The 18119-nt window shown below is 73.6% G+C and carries 15 protein-coding genes and 1 pseudogene; 11 read left to right on the top strand and 5 right to left on the bottom strand.

Annotated features, from left to right (window positions below; all coding sequences use genetic code 11):
* Nucleotides 1-504: pseudogene (locus tag ACZ7GJ_RS16150) on the top strand (tetratricopeptide repeat protein); the annotation flags it as partial.
* A 216-nt stretch (nt 505-720) separates the two neighbouring features.
* A complete protein-coding gene (locus ACZ7GJ_RS16145) occupies nt 721-1557 on the top strand; it encodes a tetratricopeptide repeat protein (protein ID WP_470752170.1) in 837 nt (278 codons plus the stop codon).
* Nucleotides 1558-1645: 88 nt separating this feature from the next.
* Here the strand turns inward: ACZ7GJ_RS16145 and ACZ7GJ_RS16140 are convergent, their stop codons facing one another.
* Entirely contained in the window at nt 1646-2920 is a 1275-nt protein-coding gene (locus ACZ7GJ_RS16140) for a DUF1015 family protein (protein WP_470752145.1), read from the bottom strand.
* A gap of 87 nt (nt 2921-3007) precedes the next feature.
* Between ACZ7GJ_RS16140 and ACZ7GJ_RS16135 the strand changes: the two genes are divergently transcribed.
* The 4 genes from ACZ7GJ_RS16135 (at nt 3008) to ACZ7GJ_RS16120 (ending at nt 7059) form a co-directional block, all read left to right on the top strand.
* Complete coding sequence (locus tag ACZ7GJ_RS16135; RefSeq protein WP_470752143.1) at nt 3008-4039, top strand: HAD hydrolase-like protein; 1032 nt, start codon at nt 3008-3010, stop codon at nt 4037-4039.
* A 67-nt stretch (nt 4040-4106) separates the two neighbouring features.
* Nucleotides 4107-5150 (top strand): FecCD family ABC transporter permease, encoded by a 1044-nt coding sequence (locus ACZ7GJ_RS16130; protein WP_470752169.1) that lies wholly within the window; start codon nt 4107-4109, stop codon nt 5148-5150.
* Complete coding sequence (locus ACZ7GJ_RS16125; RefSeq protein WP_470752141.1) at nt 5147-6208, top strand: FecCD family ABC transporter permease; 1062 nt, start codon at nt 5147-5149, stop codon at nt 6206-6208. Before ACZ7GJ_RS16130 ends, ACZ7GJ_RS16125 begins: the two co-directional genes overlap by 4 nt.
* Entirely contained in the window at nt 6205-7059 is an 855-nt protein-coding gene (locus tag ACZ7GJ_RS16120) for an ABC transporter ATP-binding protein (RefSeq protein ID WP_470752140.1), read from the top strand. The genes ACZ7GJ_RS16125 and ACZ7GJ_RS16120 overlap by 4 nt, the downstream gene beginning before the upstream one ends.
* A gap of 3 nt (nt 7060-7062) precedes the next feature.
* Here ACZ7GJ_RS16120 and ACZ7GJ_RS16115 read toward each other — a convergent pair whose 3' ends face one another.
* Entirely contained in the window at nt 7063-7410 is a 348-nt protein-coding gene (locus ACZ7GJ_RS16115; RefSeq protein WP_470752139.1) for an SCP2 sterol-binding domain-containing protein, read from the bottom strand.
* 64 nt (nt 7411-7474) lie between these two features.
* Here ACZ7GJ_RS16115 and ACZ7GJ_RS16110 point away from each other — a divergent pair, with 64 nt between their 5' ends.
* The 5 genes from ACZ7GJ_RS16110 to ACZ7GJ_RS16090 all read left to right on the top strand — a co-directional run bounded on the left by ACZ7GJ_RS16110 (nt 7475) and on the right by ACZ7GJ_RS16090 (nt 12631).
* Nucleotides 7475-7771: a hypothetical protein gene (locus ACZ7GJ_RS16110; protein ID WP_470752136.1), complete on the top strand. Its 297-nt coding sequence runs from the start codon at nt 7475-7477 to the stop codon at nt 7769-7771.
* Nucleotides 7772-7778: 7 nt separating this feature from the next.
* Nucleotides 7779-8594 (top strand): TlyA family RNA methyltransferase, encoded by an 816-nt coding sequence (locus tag ACZ7GJ_RS16105; RefSeq protein WP_470752135.1) that lies wholly within the window; start codon nt 7779-7781, stop codon nt 8592-8594.
* Nucleotides 8591-9508, top strand: coding sequence for an NAD kinase (locus tag ACZ7GJ_RS16100; protein ID WP_470752134.1), 918 nt, complete (start codon nt 8591-8593; stop codon nt 9506-9508). The genes ACZ7GJ_RS16105 and ACZ7GJ_RS16100 overlap by 4 nt, the downstream gene beginning before the upstream one ends.
* 86 nt (nt 9509-9594) lie before the next feature.
* Nucleotides 9595-11322, top strand: a complete 1728-nt coding sequence (recN, locus tag ACZ7GJ_RS16095) for a DNA repair protein RecN (RefSeq protein ID WP_470752167.1) — start codon at nt 9595-9597, stop codon at nt 11320-11322.
* A gap of 202 nt (nt 11323-11524) precedes the next feature.
* On the top strand, nt 11525-12631 hold the full coding sequence (locus tag ACZ7GJ_RS16090) for a glycosyltransferase family 4 protein (protein WP_470752133.1): 1107 nt from the start codon (nt 11525-11527) through the stop codon (nt 12629-12631).
* 437 nt (nt 12632-13068) lie between these two features.
* On the opposite strand, the gene ACZ7GJ_RS16085 is transcribed toward ACZ7GJ_RS16090, so the two are convergent.
* From ACZ7GJ_RS16085 to ACZ7GJ_RS16075, 3 genes are all read right to left on the bottom strand, one after another.
* The gene (locus tag ACZ7GJ_RS16085; RefSeq protein ID WP_470752132.1) at nt 13069-14697 is read right to left on the bottom strand and encodes a PucR family transcriptional regulator; all 1629 of its coding nucleotides are present in this window, start codon (nt 14695-14697) and stop codon (nt 13069-13071) included.
* Nucleotides 14698-14719: 22 nt separating this feature from the next.
* A complete protein-coding gene (locus ACZ7GJ_RS16080; RefSeq protein WP_470752131.1) occupies nt 14720-16102 on the bottom strand; it encodes an FAD-binding protein in 1383 nt (460 codons plus the stop codon).
* Nucleotides 16103-16171: 69 nt separating this feature from the next.
* Nucleotides 16172-18025, bottom strand: a complete 1854-nt coding sequence (locus ACZ7GJ_RS16075; RefSeq protein ID WP_470752130.1) for a glycoside hydrolase family 15 protein — start codon at nt 18023-18025, stop codon at nt 16172-16174.
* Nucleotides 18026-18119: the final 94 nt, after the last annotated feature.

Here is an 18119-nt window from a genome sequence, read left to right as displayed (position 1 = left end):
CGCGATGACCGCGGTGGCGACCGCCCGAGCTACCCCCGTCGCGATGACGACCGTGGCGGCTTCCGCGGCGGTCGTGACGACCGTGGCGGCGACCGCCCGAGCTACCCGCGTCGTGACGACCGGGACGACCGTCCCGCCGGTGGTGGGTTCCGTCGGGACAACGACCGCCCGAGCTTCCCGCGCCGCGATGACCGCGGTGGCGACCGCCCGAGCTACCCCCGTCGCGATGACGACCGTGGCGGCTTCCGCGGCGGTCGTGACGACCGTGGCGGCGACCGTCCCAGCTTCCCCCGTCGTGACGACCGTGGTGGGGACCGTCCCTCGTACCCGCGTCGTGATGACGACCGTGGCGGCTTCCGCGGCGGTCGTGATGACCGCGGTGGCGACCGTCCCAGCTTCCCCCGTCGTGACGACCGTGGTGGGGACCGTCCCTCGTACCCGCGTCGTGATGACGACCGTGGTGGCTTCCGCGGTGGTCGCGATGACCGTGGCGGCGACCGTCCCAGCTACCCGCGCCGTGACGACCGTGGGGGCGACCGTCCGTCGTACCCCCGTCGCGACGACCGTGGCGGCGATCGTGGTGGGTACCGTGGCGGTCGTGACGACCGTGGTGGCGACCGCGACTTCCGTGCCGACCGTGACCGGGACCCGGTCAAGCGGCTTCCGATCGACGAGGACGTCACCGGCTTCGAGATCGACTCCGACGTTCGCCAGGAGCTGCTGAGCCTGCCCAAGGGCCTGGCCGAGGAAGTCTCCAAGAACCTGGTCATGGTGGCCCGGCTGATCGACGAGGAGCCGGAGCAGGCATACGCGTACTCGCGCATCGCCCTGCGACTGGCCTCCCGCGTCGCCGCCGTGCGCGAGGCCGCCGGCTTCGCCGCGTACGCCACGCAGAAGTACAGCGAGGCGCTCGCGGAGTTCCGCGCCGCCAAGCGGATGACCGGTTCCGTCGAGCTGTGGCCCGTCATGGCCGACTGCGAGCGCGGCCTCGGCCGTCCGGAGCGGGCGCTGGCCATGGCCGGCGAGCCCGAGGTGCAGAAGCTGGACAAGGCCGGCCAGGTCGAGATGCGTCTGGTCGCCGCCGGTGCCCGCCGGGACATGGGCGAGCTCGACGCCGCCATCGTGACCCTGCAGAGCCCGGAGCTGGCCTCCAACTCCGTGCAGCCGTGGACCGCGCGCCTGCGGTACGCCTACGCCGACGCCCTGCTGGCGGCCGGTCGTGAGGACGAGGCGCGCGAGTGGTTCGCGAAGACCCTCGAAGCCGACAAGGACGGGGCCACGGACGCCTCCGACCGCCTCGCCGAGCTGGACGGTGTCGAGTTCGTCGACGCCGGCGCCGGCCTGGACGACGACGAGGCCCTCGTCGACCAGGACGACCAGGACGACGAGGACGACGAGGACGACGACTCGAACGACCCCGAGGTGCTCGCCGCCGAGCGTGCCTCCGACGTCGCCGAGTACTACGACGAGGACGACGAGGAATACGAGTCGGACATCGATCTCACCGACGAGATCGTCGTCGTGGACGAGGACGACAAGGGCCGCGACCAGGCCTGAACGCGTCACTGAATGAGTGAGAAAGGGCGGTACCCCGGTCGGGGTACCGCCCTTTCGCATGTCCGGGACCGCTCGCCGGGCGAGCCGGTCAGTCCAGGCTGCGCAGGACCAGGCCGGTGGCCGGTTTCGGTCCGAAGGACGTCGACTTGCGGGGCATCGTCACACCCTGGCGGGCCAGCTCCCGGACCACTGCCTCGCGTACGGGATGCATGAGGACCGCGGTGCCGCCGTTGCGCTCGGCCATCGCGACGGTCGCCTCGGTGTCGTGGATGTACGAGATGTGGTCCGGGGCGTCGGGCACGTTCCACAGCGTGTCCAGCAGCGTGGCGTGCAGCACGGTGGCGTCCAGCCGGCGCCAGGCCTCGGGCCGGTCGTGGCGGACGGTGCGCTCGATCAGGGCCGGGTCGGGGTCGGTGACCAGGTGGAAGGTGCCGTCGCCGGTGAGCAGGAAGGCGTTGCCCCGCTCCGCGGCGTCCTCCAGGGCCTCCATGGCCAGCGGCAGCGGGCCGTCGACCCGGCGGACCCGGAAGTGGCCCTCGACCGCGGTCAGGGCCTTCGCCACCGGGAGGCGGCGCAGCATCCGGTGGATGGCGCGGACCTGGAGCGGGTAGCGGGCGGTGTCGACGAGGAGGACCAGGCCGAAGTCCCACGGGGTGGGGGAGGGGTGCTCCTCCTGGAGGCGCAGGTAGGTCGCCCATCGGTGGTGGCCGTCGGCGATGAGGGCCTGGCGGCGGCCGAGGTCGGCCGTGACGGCGGCCAGCTCGGCGGGGTCGGTGATGGACCACAGCCGGTGCTGGAAGCCGTCCTCGGTGGTCGTCGACAGGAGGGGCTCGCGCCGGGCGGTCCGCTCGACGACCGCGGCCGCGCCCGCGTCGGGGGTGTCGCCGCCGAGGTAGGTCAGCAGGAGGGGTTCGAGGTTGGCCGAGGTGGCCCGCATCAGGCCGGCCCGGTCGGTGACCACGTCCGGCATGACGTCCTCGTGGGGCAGGACGATGCCGGCGTCCGCCGCGGACAGGGCGAGGGCGCCGATGAGGCCGCGCTGGAGGAGGCCGGCCCGGCGCTGTTCGTACACGTAGAGCGCGGGCGCTTCGTCGGTGCTGAGGACGCCCTCGGCGAGCCAGTCGCGCAGGGTGTGCGCGGCCTGCTCGTTGCGTGCGGCGGGGGTGTCGGCCTGCGGGAGGATCAGGCGGACGATGTTGTGCGGGTCGGCGGATTCGAGGTGGTTGAGTCCGTCGGGGCGCACGACCACGTCGTACGGCGGCGAGGTGACGGCGGCCAGGCTGCCGACGCGCTCGGGGACGTAGCGCAGGCCATGGAACGGGATCAGGCGCAGTCCATGGTCCGCGGTGCCAGAAGTGGTCATTGGTGCATGGTAAGACCGGTCTCGCCATGCGGGATGATCGGGGAGTACGGAAACCGGACAAGATCGATCGTATGAGGAGCTGACACGATGACCCGGCAGAGCAGGACCAGCCCCGCGGGGAGCGAGCGGAGCTTGCACCAGGCGTACGACACAGCTCTGTTGGACCTCGACGGAGTGGTCTACGCGGGGGGCGAGGCCATCGCGCACGCGGTGGAGTCGCTCGCCGTGGCCCGGGCGGGCGGGATGCACCTCGCGTACGTGACGAACAACGCGCTGCGTACGCCGGACTCCGTGGCGGAGCACCTGAGCGAGCTGGGGATCCCGACCGAGGCGGGCGAGGTGATCACCTCGGCGCAGGCGGTGGCGCGGCTGATCTCGGAGCAGGTGCCGGCCGGGTCGAAGGTGCTGGTGATCGGCGGCGAGGGGCTGCGGGTCGCGCTGCGCGAGCGCGGGCTGGTGCCGGTGGAGTCGGCGGACGAGGAGGGGCTCGCGGCGGTCGCCCAGGGCTACGGGGGGCCGGACCTGCCGTGGGGGCGGTTCGCGGAGGCCGCGTACGCGGTGAACCGCGGGGTGCCGTGGTACGCGTCGAACACCGACCTGACGATTCCCGGTGCGCGGGGGATCGGGCCGGGCAACGGCGCCGCGGTGGAGGTCGTGCGGATCGCCACGGGCGCCGAGCCGCAGGTGGCGGGCAAGCCGCTGCCCCCGATGCACCGGGAGACGGTGCTGCGGACCGGGGCCGAGCGGCCGCTGGTGGTCGGGGACCGGCTGGACACCGACATCGAGGGGGCCTTCAACGGTGAGGTGGACTCGCTGCTGGTACTGACCGGGATCGCGGACGCGCAGGAGGTGCTGCGCGCCGAGCCGAGGCACCGGCCGACGTACGTGGACCGGGACCTGCGCGGGCTGCTGACCGGTCAGCCGGAGGTGGCGGCGGTCGCGGACGGCTTCCGCTGCGGGGGCTGGACCGCGGCCGCGCTGGACGGCGTACTGGAGCTGCGGGGCGAGGGTGATCCGCTGGACGGGCTGCGGGCGCTGTGCGCGGCGGCCTGGACGCACGCGGGTGACGGGTCGTGCGGGCTGGACGCCGGGAAGGCGTTGGCCAGGCTGGGCCTGTAGGCGGCGTGATGGTGGGGCCGTTCGGGTGATCCACGCAGGTACAGGGTAGGCTAACCTAACTTTCGTGTTGGTCGAGAGTCCTCCTGAACAGAGCGCGGCGCCGGGCGCCCCCACCCGCTCACGGCACGCCGTGCGTGCCGCCGGTCTGCTGGCCGCTTTCGCGGTGCTGGCCCTGATCGCGGTGGCGAGCATCGCCGTCGGTGCCAAACAGATGCCCCTCGGGGAGGTTTGGCACGGCCTGTTCGACTACTCGGGGACACCCTCCGACGTGGTGGTGCGGGACCTGCGCGTACCGCGCACCCTCCTCGGGCTGCTCGTCGGCCTGGGCCTCGGCCTCTCCGGCGCGGTGATGCAGGCGCTGACCCGCAACCCGCTCGCCGAGCCCGGCATCCTCGGCGTCAACGCGGGCGCCGCGGCGGCCGTCGTCTCCGCGATCAGCTTCTTCGGCGCCAACTCCCTGAGCGAGTTCGTGTGGTGGGCCTTCCTCGGCGCCGCCGTCGTCTCGGTCGTCGTGTACGTCCTCGGCGGCAGCCGCACCGCGACGCCGGTGCGCCTCGCCCTCGCCGGTACGGCGGCCAGCGCGGCCCTGGTCGGCTACATCAACGCCGTGCAGCTGATGGACAGCAAGGCGCTGGACAAGCTCCGCTTCTGGACGGTGGGTTCGCTGGCCTCGGCCAACATGGACACCGTCCGACAGGTCGCTCCGTTCCTGCTGGTCGGAGCCGTACTGGCGCTGTCGCTCGGCCGGCCGCTCAACGCGATGGCCATGGGGGACGACACCGCGCGGGCGCTCGGCGCCCATCTGACGCGGACCCGGATCGGCGCGATGGCCGCCATCACCCTGCTGTGCGGGGCGGCGACCGCCGCCTGTGGGCCCATCGTCTTCGTCGGCCTGATGATCCCGCACCTGGTACGGGCGGTCACCGGGCCGGACATGCGCTGGGTGCTCGCGTACTCGGCGGTCCTGTCGCCCGTGCTGCTGCTCGGCGCCGACGTCCTCGGCCGGGTCGTCACCCGCCCCGCCGAGCTCCAGGTCGGCATCGTGACCGCGCTCGTCGGCGGCCCCGTCTTCATCTACCTCGTCCGGCGCAAGAGGATGGCCCAGCTGTGACCGTGAAACTCGCCGCGGCCCGCCGTGGGCCCCGGCCGCTCCACCTGCCCGGCGGGGTGTCCCTGCGCGTCGAGCGGCGGGCGCTGGCCGTCGGGCTGCTGCTCGCCGTCGCCGCCCTGGTGCTGGCCGTACTGCTCATAGGCACCGGCGACTTCGAGATCGCCCCGATGGACGTCGTGCGGACCCTGCTGGGCAACGGGACTCCCGCGCACGACTTCATCATCAACGACCTGCGGTTGCCGCGGGTCCTGGTGGCGCTGCTGGTCGGCGCGGCCCTCGGGATGTCCGGGGCCGTCTTCCAGTCCGTGTCCCGCAATCCGCTCGGCTCCCCGGACGTGCTCGGCTTCGGCTACGGCTCGGCGGTCGGCGCGCTCACCGTCATCATCCTGTTCAAGGGCAGCGCCGGCGAGGTGGCGGTGGGCGCGCTCCTGGGCGGTGTGCTGGCCGGCCTGGCCGTCTACCTGCTCGCCTACAAGCAGGGGATCCAGGGCTACCGGCTGGTCCTGGTCGGCATCGGCGCCTCCGCGATGCTCGTCGCCGTCATCCAGTACCTGCTGACGAAGGCGCAGCTCGTCGACGCCACCCGCGCGATGGTCTGGCTGACCGGCTCGCTGGCCGGCCGGGACTGGGCGCAGGTGTGGCCGCTGCTGGCGGCCTGCGCGGTGCTCTTCCCGCTGATCCTGGGGCAGAGCAGGGCCCTGCGGATGATGGAGATGGGTGACGACGCGGCGTACGCGCTCGGGGTGCGGGTGGAGCGGACCCGGCTGCTGCTGATGGTGGCGGCGATCCTGCTCACCACCGCGGCGAGCGCCGCGGCCGGGCCCATCAGCTTCGTCGCGCTGGCCGCGCCGCAGCTGGCCCGGCGGCTGACCCGGTCGCCGGGGGCGAGCCTGCTGACCGCCGCCCTGATGGGCGCCGTGCTGCTGCTGGTGTCCGACTGGGCCTCGCAGCGGGCCTTCGGCTCCGACCAGCTTCCGGTGGGCGTGGTGACCGGGCTCGTCGGCGGTGTCTACCTGCTCTGGCTGCTCGTCACCGAGCGCAGGGCGGGACGTATATGAGCGCGACCGATCGGGCTGCGACCCGTCAGGAACTGAGGAGTACCCAAGTGCAGCGGCTGACCGCGGAGAACGTGACCCTCGGCTACGACCAGAGGGTCATCGCCGAGAACCTGTCGGTGGAGATTCCGGACAACTCCTTCACGGTGATCGTCGGTCCCAACGCCTGCGGCAAGTCCACGCTGCTGCGCGCCCTGTCGCGGATGCTGAAGCCGTCCGCCGGGCGGGTGCTGCTCGACGGGCAGGCCATCGGGTCCATGCCCGCGAAGAAGGTCGCCAAGACCCTCGGCCTGCTGCCGCAGTCCTCGATCGCGCCGGACGGCATCACGGTCGCCGACCTGGTCTCGCGCGGCCGGTACCCGCACCAGGGCCTGCTGCGCCAGTGGTCCGCGGAGGACGAGCGGATCGTGGGCGAGTCGATGGCCTCCACCGGGGTCGCCGAGCTCGCCGACCGGGCCGTGGACGAGCTGTCGGGCGGCCAGCGCCAGCGCGTGTGGATCGCGATGGCCCTGGCCCAGCAGACGCCGCTGCTGCTGCTGGACGAGCCGACGACCTACCTGGACATCCAGCACCAGATCGACGTGCTGGACCTGTGCGCGGAACTGCACGAGACCCGGGGGCGGACCCTGGTGGCCGTGCTGCACGACCTGAACCACGCCGCCCGCTACGCCACGCACCTGATCGCGATGCGCGGCGGGAAGGTCGTCGCGCAGGGCCCGCCGGCCGAGGTGGTCACGGCGGAGCTGGTGGAGGAGGTGTTCGGGCTGCGCTGCCAGATCATCGACGACCCGGAGACGGGGACCCCGTTGGTGATCCCCGCCGCGCGGGCGGCCCGTACGAAGGTCGTCGTCTGAGCCTCAGAGGAGGCTCTTGAGGCGCAGCAGGTCGCGGAAGCCGGCCTCCAGCCTGACCCGGCCGGAGGCCCAGGCCTTGGCGAACTTCAGCTCGCCCGCGACCAGCGAGACCAGGTCGTCGCCGCTCATCGCGAGCCGGATCTCGGCCTTCGCCGGCGGTGGCCCCGGGGCGACGGCGTCCACCCGGATCCGGCCTCCGTCGAGGCGGCCCGTGAACGTCCGGTCCAGGTCGGTGATGTGGCAGCTGAGGGAGCGGTCGAGCGCGGTCGCACCGCGCACGTCGCCTTCCGCCCGTGCCAGGTTGTCTGAGAGTCGGTCGAGTGCTTCGCGGCACTCCTCGATCGTAGCCATCGTGATCACGACCGTACCGCAGAGCCGTGCGTGGTCGTGAGGCGCTTCGGGGTAGCGTCAGGGCATGACCGACGAAGCGTGCGACGCACCCGGGGAGACGGCCGCGGAAGAGGCCCCGGCACAGGCTCCCGCCGAGCCCGCCGGCCCCGCCGCGCTGGGCGTCGTACGCACGCCCACCGGGCATCCCGGGGTGGACGCGCACCTGGAGCGGCTGGCGGACGCCGACCACCTCGCGGCGGACGGACACGTCGGGGTGTACGAGGATGTGCACAGGGGGCTGCGTGACGCGCTGACCGCGCTGGACGCGCCACCCGTACCATCCGCATCACCCGGACCTCGTCCGTACGAAAACAGGAGCTGAACCCAACGTGGCAGGAGTGGCACGCCGCCGTCTGGACGCCGAACTGGTACGCCGCAGCATGGCCCGCTCGCGCGAGCACGCGGCCCAGCTGATCGCCGCCGGCCGGGTGACCGTCGGGGGCGCCACGGCGACCAAGCCGGCCACCCAGGTCGAGACCAGCGCGGCCCTGGTCGTCCTCAAGGACGACAGCGACCCCGACTACGTCTCCCGGGGCGGCCACAAGCTCGCGGGCGCGCTGGCCGCCTTCCAGCCGCAGGGGCTGCTCGTCGAGGGCCGCCGGGCGCTGGACGCCGGGGCCTCCACCGGCGGGTTCACCGATGTGCTGCTGCGCGCCGGGGTGGACCACGTGATGGCCGTCGACGTCGGCTACGGGCAGCTCGCCTGGTCGCTGCAGAGCGACGACCGGGTCACGGTCAAGGACCGCACGAACGTCCGTGAGCTGACGGTCGAGCTGCTCGACGGTCTCCCGGTCGACCTGGTCGTCGGCGACCTGTCCTTCATCTCCATCGGCCTGGTCCTGCCGGCGCTCGTACGGTGCTGCGCGCCCGACGCCGACCTGGTGCTGATGGTCAAACCGCAGTTCGAGGTGGGCAAGGACCGCCTCGGCAGCGGCGGAGTGGTCCGCAGCCCGGAGCTGCGGGCCGAGGCCGTACGGGACGTCGCGGCGCAGGCCTGGAAGCTGGGCCTGGGAGTGCTCGGGGTGACCGCGAGCCCGCTGCCCGGCCCGTCGGGGAACGTCGAGTACTTTCTTTGGTTGAGGGCGGGGGCACCGGCACTCGACCCGGCGGATGTCGACCGTGCAGTGGCGGAGGGGCCGCAGTGACAGATTCATCAGCTTCAGGGGTGGGGCGGACCGTCTTCCTGCTCGCGCACACCGGACGGCCGGCGGCCATCCGCAGTGCCGAGCTGGTCGTACAGGGTCTGCTGAAGAGCGGTCTTGGCGTACGGGTCCTGCGGGCCGAGGCGGTGGACCTGCCGCTGCCGCCCGAGGTGGAGCTGGTGGACGAGTGCACCTCGGAGGTGCTCGTCGGCTGCGAGCTGCTGATCGTGCTCGGCGGCGACGGCACCCTGCTGCGCGGCGCGGAGTTCGCGCGCGGCTCGGGGGTGCCGATGCTGGGCGTCAACCTGGGCCGGGTGGGCTTCCTCGCGGAGGCCGAGCGGGACGACCTGGACAAGGTCGTGGACCGGGTGGTGACGCGGGCGTACGAGGTCGAGGAGCGGATGACCCTCGACGTCGTCGTGCGGACCAACGGAGACGTGGTCCACCAGGACTGGGCGCTGAACGAGGCCGCGGTCCAGAAGGTCTCCCCCGAGCGGATGCTGGAGGTGGTCCTGGAGATCGACGGGCGCCCGGTGTCGGGCTTCGGCTGCGACGGGATCGTCTGCGCGACTCCGACGGGCTCCACGGCGTACGCCTTCTCGGCGGGCGGGCCGGTGGTGTGGCCGGAGGTGGAGGCGCTGCTGATGGTGCCGATCAGCGCGCACGCGCTGTTCGCCAAGCCGCTGGTGACCTCGCCGGACTCGGTGCTGGCGGTCGAGGTGCAGACCGGGACCCCGCACGGGGTGCTGTGGTGCGACGGGCGGCGGATGCTGGAGCTGCCGTCCGGGGCGCGGGTCGAGGTCCGGCGGGGGGCAGTGCCGGTGCGGCTCGCCCGGCTGCACCACGCCTCGTTCACGGACCGGCTCGTCGCGAAATTCGCGCTGCCGGTGTCCGGGTGGCGCGGGGCCCCGCACTAATTAGTGCGACTGTTCGACTGGATCCGGATGGGTGACGTCACATGGCACCCGTGAAACCTCGGTATCGTCGTCCCGTGCTTGAGGAGATGCGGATACGGTCGCTCGGGGTCATCGACGACGCGGTGGTCGAGCTGTCGCCCGGTTTCACCGCGGTGACCGGCGAGACCGGCGCGGGCAAGACGATGGTCGTCACCAGCCTCGGGCTGCTGCTCGGCGGGCGCGCCGACCCGGCCCTGGTACGGATCGGCGCCAAGGCGGCGGTCGTCGAGGGCCGCATCGTCATGCGCCCGGACGCGCCCGCGGCCGTACGGGCCGAGGAGGCCGGGGCCGAGCTCGACGACGGCGCCCTGCTGATCAGCCGGACCGTATCCGCCGAGGGCCGCTCGCGCGCCCACGTCGGCGGCCGCTCCGTACCCGTCGGCCTGCTCGGCGAACTCGCCGACGACCTGGTCGCCGTACACGGGCAGACCGACCAGCAGGGCCTGCTGCGTCCCGCCCGGCAGCGCCAGGCCCTCGACCGGTACGCCGGCGACGCGGTCGCCGTCCCGCTGGAGAAGTACGCCTCCGCCTACCGGCGGCTGCGCGCCGTCGCCGTGGAGCTGGAGGAGATCACCACCCGGGCCCGGGAGCGGGCCCAGGAGGCGGACCTGCTGCGCTTCGGGCTCGACGAGGTCGCGGCCGTGGAACCGGTGGCCGGCGAGGACACCGAACTCGCGGCCGAGGCGGAGCGCCTGGGCCACGCCGAATCCCTGGCCTCGGCCGCGCAGGTCGCGCACGCCGCGCTGGCCGGCAACCCCGAGGACCCCGAAGGCGTCGACGCCAACACCCTCGTCGCGGGCGCGCACCGGGCACTGGAATCCGTACGCTCCCACGACCCGGCCCTCGGCGCGCTCGCCGAGCGGATCGGCGAGCTGGGGATCCTGCTCGCGGACGTGGCCGGGGAACTGGCCGGGTACGCCGACGACCTGGACGCCGACCCGCTGCGGCTGGCGGCGGTCGAGGAGCGCCGGGCCGCCCTGACCCAGCTCATGCGCAAGTACGGGGACCCGGCGCAGGGTCTGGGATCCGTACTGGAATGGGCCGAGCGCGGATCGGCGCGACTGCTGGAGCTGGACGGCGACGACGAGCGGATCGGGGAGCTCACCGCGGAACGCGACGGACTGCGGGCGGAACTCTCGCTGCTGGCCCAGGCGTTGACCGACGCCCGGGTCGAGGCGGCGACCCGCTTCGCGTCGGCGGTGACGCAGGAGCTGGCCTCGCTGGCGATGCCGCACGCGCGGGTCACCATCGACATCCGGCAGGCGGAGGATCCCGAAGGGGTCGAGGTGGACGGCCGCCCCGTCGCGTACGGGCCCTCGGGCACGGACGAGGTGGAACTGCTCCTGGCCCCGCACCCGGGCGCCCAGCCCCGGCCGATCGCCAAGGGCGCGTCGGGCGGTGAGCTCTCCCGCGTGATGCTGGCCGTGGAGGTCGTCTTCGCGGGCTCCGACCCGGTGCCGACGTACCTCTTCGACGAGGTCGACGCCGGCGTCGGCGGCAAGGCGGCGGTCGAGGTGGGCCGACGGCTCGCGAAGCTGGCCAAGTCGGCGCAGGTCGTGGTCGTCACGCACCTGCCGCAGGTGGCGGCCTTCGCGGACAGGCAGCTGCTGGTGGAGAAGACCAACGACGGCTCCGTGACCCGCAGCGGGGTCACCGTCCTGGAGGGCGAGGACCGGATCCGCGAGCTGTCGCGCATGCTGGCCGGCCACGAGGACTCGGTCTCCGCCCGGGCCCACGCCGAGGAACTCCTCGCGGCGGCGCGCGCGGACGCGTGAACGGCCGGCCGGAGGCCCGGGGCGCACGGCGTCCCGGGCCTCCGGCGGCTTCAGGGTGACGTGCGGCTAGCCCGTGTGGGTGAGGCTCGCAGGTGCGGAACGGTATCTCGTACGGCATCCGCACCCGTATGGTCCCGGAACGCGCGTGCGGAATGGCATCCTGGGCGACGTCTCTGCCTCCCTCACCCTGGAGCTTCGGCCCGTGAGCAGCTCCCCGGTCTCCGACCCCGTCCCCGCGCAGCCGTACGGGCGGCCACCGCTCCGTACCGTCCAGGTCCTCGGCGGTACGGGCGCGGGCAGCAGCGCACACGTGCGGTCGCTCGCGACCGGGCTCGCCGCCCGGGGCGTGGGGGTCACCGTGTGCGCCCCCGTCGCGGCGGAGGGGGAGTACGACTTCACCGGCGCCGGGGCGGACTTCCTGCCCGACGCCGTGAGCGCGCTGCGGGTCGCGTGCGCCGGAGCCGACGTGGTGCACGCGCACGGCGTACGGGCCGGGATGCGGGCGGCGCTGGCGCTGCGCGGGCGCCGGGTACCGCTGGTGGTGACCTGGCACGGCGGCGGCCCCGCGGCCGCCGGAGCGGTCGGGCGGCTGGGCCGGCTGCTGGAGCGGCACGTGGCGCGGGCCGCCGCCGTCGTACTGGGCTCCTCGCCGGACCAGGTGGAGCTGGCGCGGCTGCGCGGGGCGCGGGACGCCCGGCTGGCCCCGACGGCGCTGCCGGCCGGCGCGGCGGCCGCGGATCCGGGCAAGGTGCGGGCGGACCTGGGCTCGATGGAGCGGCCGCTGCTGATCGCCGTCGGCAGCCTGGTACCGCGGCGCGGGTACTCCGTACTGCTGGACGCGGCGCGCGCTTGGCGGGCGCTGGATCCGCTCCCGCTGCTGGTGATCGCGGGGGAGGGCCCCATGCGGGGCGAACTCGCGCGCCGGATCGAGGCGGAGGGGCTGCCGGTGCGGCTGCTGGGGCGGCGCCGGGATGCGGCGCAGCTGCTCGCGGCGGCGGACGTCGCGGTGCTGCCGAGCCGGTGGGAGGCGCGGTCGCTGCTCGCACAGGCGGCCCTGCGGGCCGGGGTGGCCCTGGTGGCCACGCGGGTCGGGGGAGTGCCGGAGCTGGTCGGGGACGCGGCCGTACTGGTCCCGTACGGGGATCCGGCCGCGCTGGCCGAGGCCGTCTCGGGGCTGCTCGCGGACCCGGACCGCCGTGCGGCCCTGGCCGCGGCGGGGCGCCTCCAGGCCGCGACGTGGCCGTCGGAGGACGACACCGTGGCCCAAGTCCTGTCGGTCTACGACGAACTGACGACCCGCGCCCGCTAGCCCCCCCCGCCGAGTTCCGCCCGGCGCCCCGCGCCTCAATCGCCGGCGGGGCTGGGTTTTGGCTGATGCCGCCTGCTGGCGGGCTGGATTGCCCGCAGGGCAATCTCAGCCCCGCCGGCGTTTGAGGCGCGGGTCCGGGCAGAGCCCGCTGCACCGCTGTACTGATTCAGCCCGTCCGGCGTTTGAGGCGCGGGTCCGGGCAGAGCCCGCTGCACCGCTGTACTGATTCAGCCTGTCCGGCGTTTGAGGCGCGGGTCCGGGCAGGGCCCGGGGAACGGTGGAAGGGCGGGTAGGGGACGGCCCCGCGCAGCGGCAACCCGCGCCCCCGGCGCCGCCCAAGGCCCGACGGACAAAGTCCGGCGCAGCGCGCCGAAGCCCGCGCAGCGGCGCGAGGGGCGCGTCGGGAAATGGGCCCGCGCAGCGGCGCGAGGAACGCGTCAAGAAGGCGTGTGGCGGCGCGCCCGGAGCGCCAGGCTCAGGGAGAGCACCGTCTCCGGGTCGTCCAGGTCCGTGCCCAGGAGCTCCGAGATGCGGGCCAGGCGGTTGTACAGCGTCTGGCGGTTCAGATGCAGCTCACGCGCCGTCTCGGCCTTGCGCCCCGCATGGGCCAGGTACGTCTCCAGCGTCGGCAGCAGCGGCGGCCGCGAGGTCGTGTCGTGCACCCGCAGCGCACCGATCGCGCGGTCCACGAAGGCCGCCAGGTCGGGGTGTTCGCGCAGGCGCCAGAGCAGCAGGTCGATGTCCAGGCGCCGGGCGTCGTACCAGGGGCGGGCCGGGAGCCCGTGCGCGGCGGTGGCGGTCTCCGCCGCGTGGCGCAGGCCCGCGGAGGCCGCCGCCCAGCCGCCCGCGACGCCGACGACCACCGCCGGCGGGGCGGTGGCCCGGTCCAGGCCGGCCCGCTCGACGCCGGCCCGCAGCGCGAGCGCGACCCGGTCCGCCACCGCCGTGCGCTCGGACTCCGTACGCAGCGAGACCAGCAGCGGGACCCGGCCCTCCACCGGTCGCACGCCCAGCAGGACCGGCACGCCGACGGAGGCCAGTTCCTCCAGCACCGCGCGGGCCAGCACCGCCCAGTTCCCCGACGGGCCCAGGTCCGAGGACAGCCGCATGACCACCGGCAGCAGGGGTCCCGCACCGGGCTTGAAGCCCAGGACACGCGCCTGCGCCGGCGCGTCCTCCGCCGAGATGCGGCCCTCCGCCAGGTCGGTCAGGAAGTCGCCGCGGCCGCGCGCCGCCAGCTCCTCCTCCTGGCGGGCCTGCATCATCACCACCGCCAGCACGCCCGCCGTCCGCTCGGCCGCCATCCTGTGCACGGGCAGCAGCGGCGCCGAGACACCGACCAGCACCACGCGGGCGCGGACCGAGCCCGTGCCGTGGCCGCCGCCGGGGACGTCGATCACCACCGTGTTGGCCGACGGCTGCGCCTCGCGCGGCCCGCGCAGGCCCTCCCACACCTGGAGCGGGTCCGCGGCCGCCTCTCCCGAGACCGGGCCCGCGGCGTACAGCAGTTGCCCGTCCGGGGTCTCCAGGAAGACCGGGTTCGCCGTGAAGTCGGCCAGGATCCGCAGCACTTGCGGGATCCCGCCGCCGCCGAGCAGGGCCTCCGTACAGCGCCGGTGGACCTCCTCGGCGCGCTGGAGCAGGGCGTAGTGACCGTTGACGATCTCGGTGTGGACCTCCTCCGTCACGGTGACGAAGGGCACTTCCCGGTGCAGTTGGACCAGTGGCAGCCCGGCCGTCCGGGCCGTCTCCACGATCGTGGCGGGCAGGCGGGTGAAGCGCGGGCCCAGTTCGACCACGAGCGCGGCGATGCCCCGGTCCGCGAGCCGGCGTACGAACGCGCGCTGTTCGGCGGGCCGGGTGCCGAGGCCGAGGCCCGTGGTCAGCAGCAGCTCGCCGCCCTTGAGCAGGGAGGCGATGTTGGGGACCTCGCCGGCGTGCACCCAGCGCACGGTGCGGCCCAGCCGGTCGGCGCAGGCCACCACCTCCGGCAGCCCGCTGCGCAGCCCCGGCAGCTCCAGTGCCCGCTGAACCGTGATCCCGCCCTGCCCGCCCTGGTCGTCCATATCGCGGGACGCTATCAGGGGGTCAGGCCGGCTTGATGTTGTGGTTGAAGCGGAAGACGTTGTCCGGGTCGTACTCCCGTTTCACGGCCCGCAGCCGCTGGAGGTTCGCCTCGCCGAGCCCTGCCGCCACGCGGTCCGGACCCTCGTCACCGGTGAAGTTGAGGTAGACCGCACCCGTGCTCCACGGCTGCACGTCGGCCCGTACGTCCTTGACCCACTGCCTGCACCGCTCGTCGTCGGCCGGGTCCTCCCAGATGCCGAACGGGTGCGTGGCCCAGGCCGCGTCCCGGTACGGAATCGGGAACTCCGGGGGCCCGTCCGCGATGGCCCCGCCCAGCGGGAAGAACACGTGCTGGGTCCCGGTCGGTACCGGCATCGAACCGGCCCTGGCGCAGAACACCTCCACCAACTCGTCGGGCAGCCCCGTCAGGTACTCCGCCGACCAGTAGTTCCGCATGCCCGGCGGGTCGTCCATCATGCACTGGAGGTCGGCGTAGGGGATGGCCGTGACGACCTCCGCCTCGTGCGGGATCGCCAGCAGCGGCTCCGCGAGCTTGCGCATCTGCTCCTCGGGGCCGGCGTACGTCAGCAGCGCACCCGCCAGCAACCGCCCCACCAGGTGCGGCGGTACGAAGTCCTCCGGCGGCCCCGTCATGTAGATGACCGCGCCGTTGGCCTCCACGGGCCCGGACTCGATCAGGTCCCGGTACGTCCGGGTCACCTCGGGGCCGCGCTCCGGCAGGTAGAGCACCAACGCCATCGACATCGCCGGCAGGTCGTGCAGGCGCAGCGTCAGCGAGGTCGCGACACCGAAGTTCCCGCCGCCGCCGTGCAGCGCCCAGAACAGCTCGGGGTGGTCCTCGGCGGTCGCCGTGAGCGTGCAGCCGTCGGCGGTGACCAGGTCCACGCCGAGCAGCCCGTCCACGGCCAGCCCGAACCTGCGGTCCAGCCAGCCCGAGCCGCCGCCCAGCACGAAACCCGCGACGCCGGTGGTGGAGACCCGGCCGCCCGTGGACGCCAGGTCGTACGGCTGGCACGCGCGGTCCAGGTGGCCCATCACCGCGCCGCCCGCCACCCGTACGGCCTTCGCCGCGGGGTGCACCGTGACCTCGTGCATCCGGCGCATGTCCACGACCAGGCCGCCGTCGTTGAGGGACATCCCGGCCACGCTGTGGCCGCCGCCGCGCACCGCGATCGGCAGGTCCAGCTCACGGGCGAAGCGCACGGCGGTGACCACGTCCGCCTCGCTCTCGCACTGGGCGAGGACGGCCGGCCGGCGGTCGATCATGGCGTTGAAGATCGTGCGCGCCTCGTCGTACCCCGGGTCCTCCGGGGCGAAGACGTCGCCGGCCAGATCCTCGCGGAGCGCGGCAAGGGCCGTACCCGCCTTCGAGAGGGGTGCCATGGCTACCCCCCCTTCCCAAGAAGGGCATAGGACCCTTCCAGCGTAGGCGGGCCCGGCCCGGCGGGCGCGTCAGCCTCCGTACGCCCCGCTCGCCGTGAGCCGCAGCGCCGTGTCGATCAGCGGAACGTGGCTGAATGCCTGCGGGAAGTTGCCGACCTGCCGCTGGAGCTTGGGGTCCCACTCCTCGGCCAGCAGCCCCAGGTCGTTGCGCAGCGACAGCAGCTTCTCGAAGAGCCGGCGCGCCTCGTCGACGCGGCCGATCATCGCCAGGTCGTCGGCCATCCAGAACGAGCACGCCAGGAAGGCCCCCTCGTCGCCCTCCAGGCCGTCCACGCCCGCCTCCTCGCCGGCCGTCGGGTAGCGCAGGATGAACCCGTCGGGGGTCGACAGCTCGCGCTGGATCGCCTCGATGGTGCCGATCACGCGCTTGTCGTCCGGGGGCAGGAAGCCCATCTGCGGAATCAGCAGCAGGGAGGCGTCCAGCTCCCTCGACCCGTAGGACTGGGTGAAGGTGTTGCGCTCCTTGTCGTAGCCCTTCTCGCACACGTCCTGGTGGATCTCGTCGCGCAGCTCGCGCCACCGCTCCAGCGGGCCGTCCGCGTCGCCGCTCTCGATCAGCTTGATCGTGCGGTCCACCGCCACCCAGGCCATCACCTTGGAGTGCACGAAGTGCCGGCGCGGGCCGCGCACCTCCCAGATGCCCTCGTCCGGCTGGTCCCAGTGCGTCTCCAGGTAGCGGATCAGCTTGAGCTGGAGCAGCGAGGCGTAGTCGCTGCGCGCCAGGCCCGTCATGTGGCCCAGGTGCAGGGCCTCGGTGACCTCGCCGTACACGTCGAGCTGGAGCTGGCCGGCGGCGCCGTTGCCGACGCGGACCGGGCGCGAGTTCTCGTACCCCGGCAGCCAGTCCAGCTCGGTCTCGCCGAGCTCCCGCTCGCCCGCGATCCCGTACATGATCTGCAGGTTCTCGGGGTCGCCGGCCACCGCGCGCAGGAGCCACTCGCGCCAGGCGCGGGCCTCCTCGCGGTAGCCGGTGCGCAGCAGCGAGGACAGGGTGATGGCCGCGTCGCGCAGCCAGGTGTACCGGTAGTCCCAGTTGCGCACGCCGCCGATCTCCTCCGGGAGGGAGGTCGTCGGCGCCGCGACGATCCCGCCCGTGGGGGCGTACGTGAGGGCCTTGAGGGTGATCAGGGAGCGGACCACCGCCTCCCGGTAGGGGCCGTGGTACGTGCACTGCTCGACCCAGTCGCGCCAGAACTCGGTGGTGGCCTCCAGGGCCTCCTCCGCCTCCGGCGGCTGCGGCTGCTCCTTGTGCGAGGGCTGCCAGCTGATGCAGAAGGCCATCCGGTCGCCGGGGCCGACGGTGAAGTCGGAGTAGGTCGTCAGGTCCTTGCCGTACGTCTGCGCCTCGGTGTCCAGCCAGACGGAGTCGGGGCCGGCCACGGCGACGGTACGGCCGTCCACCTTGTGCACCCAGGGCACGACCCGCCCGTAGCTGAACCGCATGCGCAGCGCGGAGCGCATCGGGACGCGTCCGCTGACGCCCTCCACGATGCGGATGAGCTGCGGTGCGTGGTCCTCGCGGGGAGGCATGAAGTCGATCACACGCACGGTCCCCCGCGGTGTGTCCCACTCCGACTCCAGCACCAGCGAGTCTCCGCGGTACCTGCGGCGGTCGGCTCGCGGGGCCTCGGCGCCGGCCGGGAACGCCGGGCCGATCCGCCAGAACCCGTGATCCTCGGTGCCGAGAATGCTCGCGAAGACGGCATGGGAGTCGAACCGTGGCAGGCACAGCCAGTCCACTGCCCCGTCCCGGCAGACCAAAGCCGCGGTCTGCATGTCCCCGATCAGTGCGTAATCCTCGATGCGCCCGGACACGTTGCTCTCCAGTCGAACAGCCACGACCGCCCCGAAGGGCGCTTGCATTGCGCGGTTGCGCGGTCTCCTGTGGTGTGGATCGCCGCGTGAGCCCATGATTCCGCCAGGCGGCGGGTTACGCCGTCCGGTGGACTGCTCGGCG

The organism is Streptomyces sp. NPDC037242 (assembly GCF_055604165.1).
This window is presented reverse-complemented; position numbering and strand designations above follow the sequence as displayed.

Bases quoted from the DNA above. Each gene is read 5' to 3' on its own strand.
- ACZ7GJ_RS16085 (WP_470752132.1), bottom strand. From the start codon at position 14,697: ATGGACGACCAGGGCGGGCAGGGCGGGATCACGGTTCAGCGGGCACTG.
- ACZ7GJ_RS16135 (WP_470752143.1), top strand. From the start codon at position 3,008: ATGACCCGGCAGAGCAGGACCAGCCCCGCGGGGAGCGAGCGGAGCTTG.
- recN (WP_470752167.1), top strand. From the start codon at position 9,595: ATGCGGATACGGTCGCTCGGGGTCATCGACGACGCGGTGGTCGAGCTG.
- ACZ7GJ_RS16080 (WP_470752131.1), bottom strand. From the start codon at position 16,102: ATGGCACCCCTCTCGAAGGCGGGTACGGCCCTTGCCGCGCTCCGCGAG.
- ACZ7GJ_RS16110 (WP_470752136.1), top strand. From the start codon at position 7,475: ATGACCGACGAAGCGTGCGACGCACCCGGGGAGACGGCCGCGGAAGAG.
- ACZ7GJ_RS16120 (WP_470752140.1), top strand. From the start codon at position 6,205: ATGAGCGCGACCGATCGGGCTGCGACCCGTCAGGAACTGAGGAGTACC.
- ACZ7GJ_RS16075 (WP_470752130.1), bottom strand. From the start codon at position 18,025: ATGCAAGCGCCCTTCGGGGCGGTCGTGGCTGTTCGACTGGAGAGCAAC.
- ACZ7GJ_RS16140 (WP_470752145.1), bottom strand. From the start codon at position 2,920: ATGACCACTTCTGGCACCGCGGACCATGGACTGCGCCTGATCCCGTTC.
- ACZ7GJ_RS16115 (WP_470752139.1), bottom strand. From the start codon at position 7,410: ATGGCTACGATCGAGGAGTGCCGCGAAGCACTCGACCGACTCTCAGAC.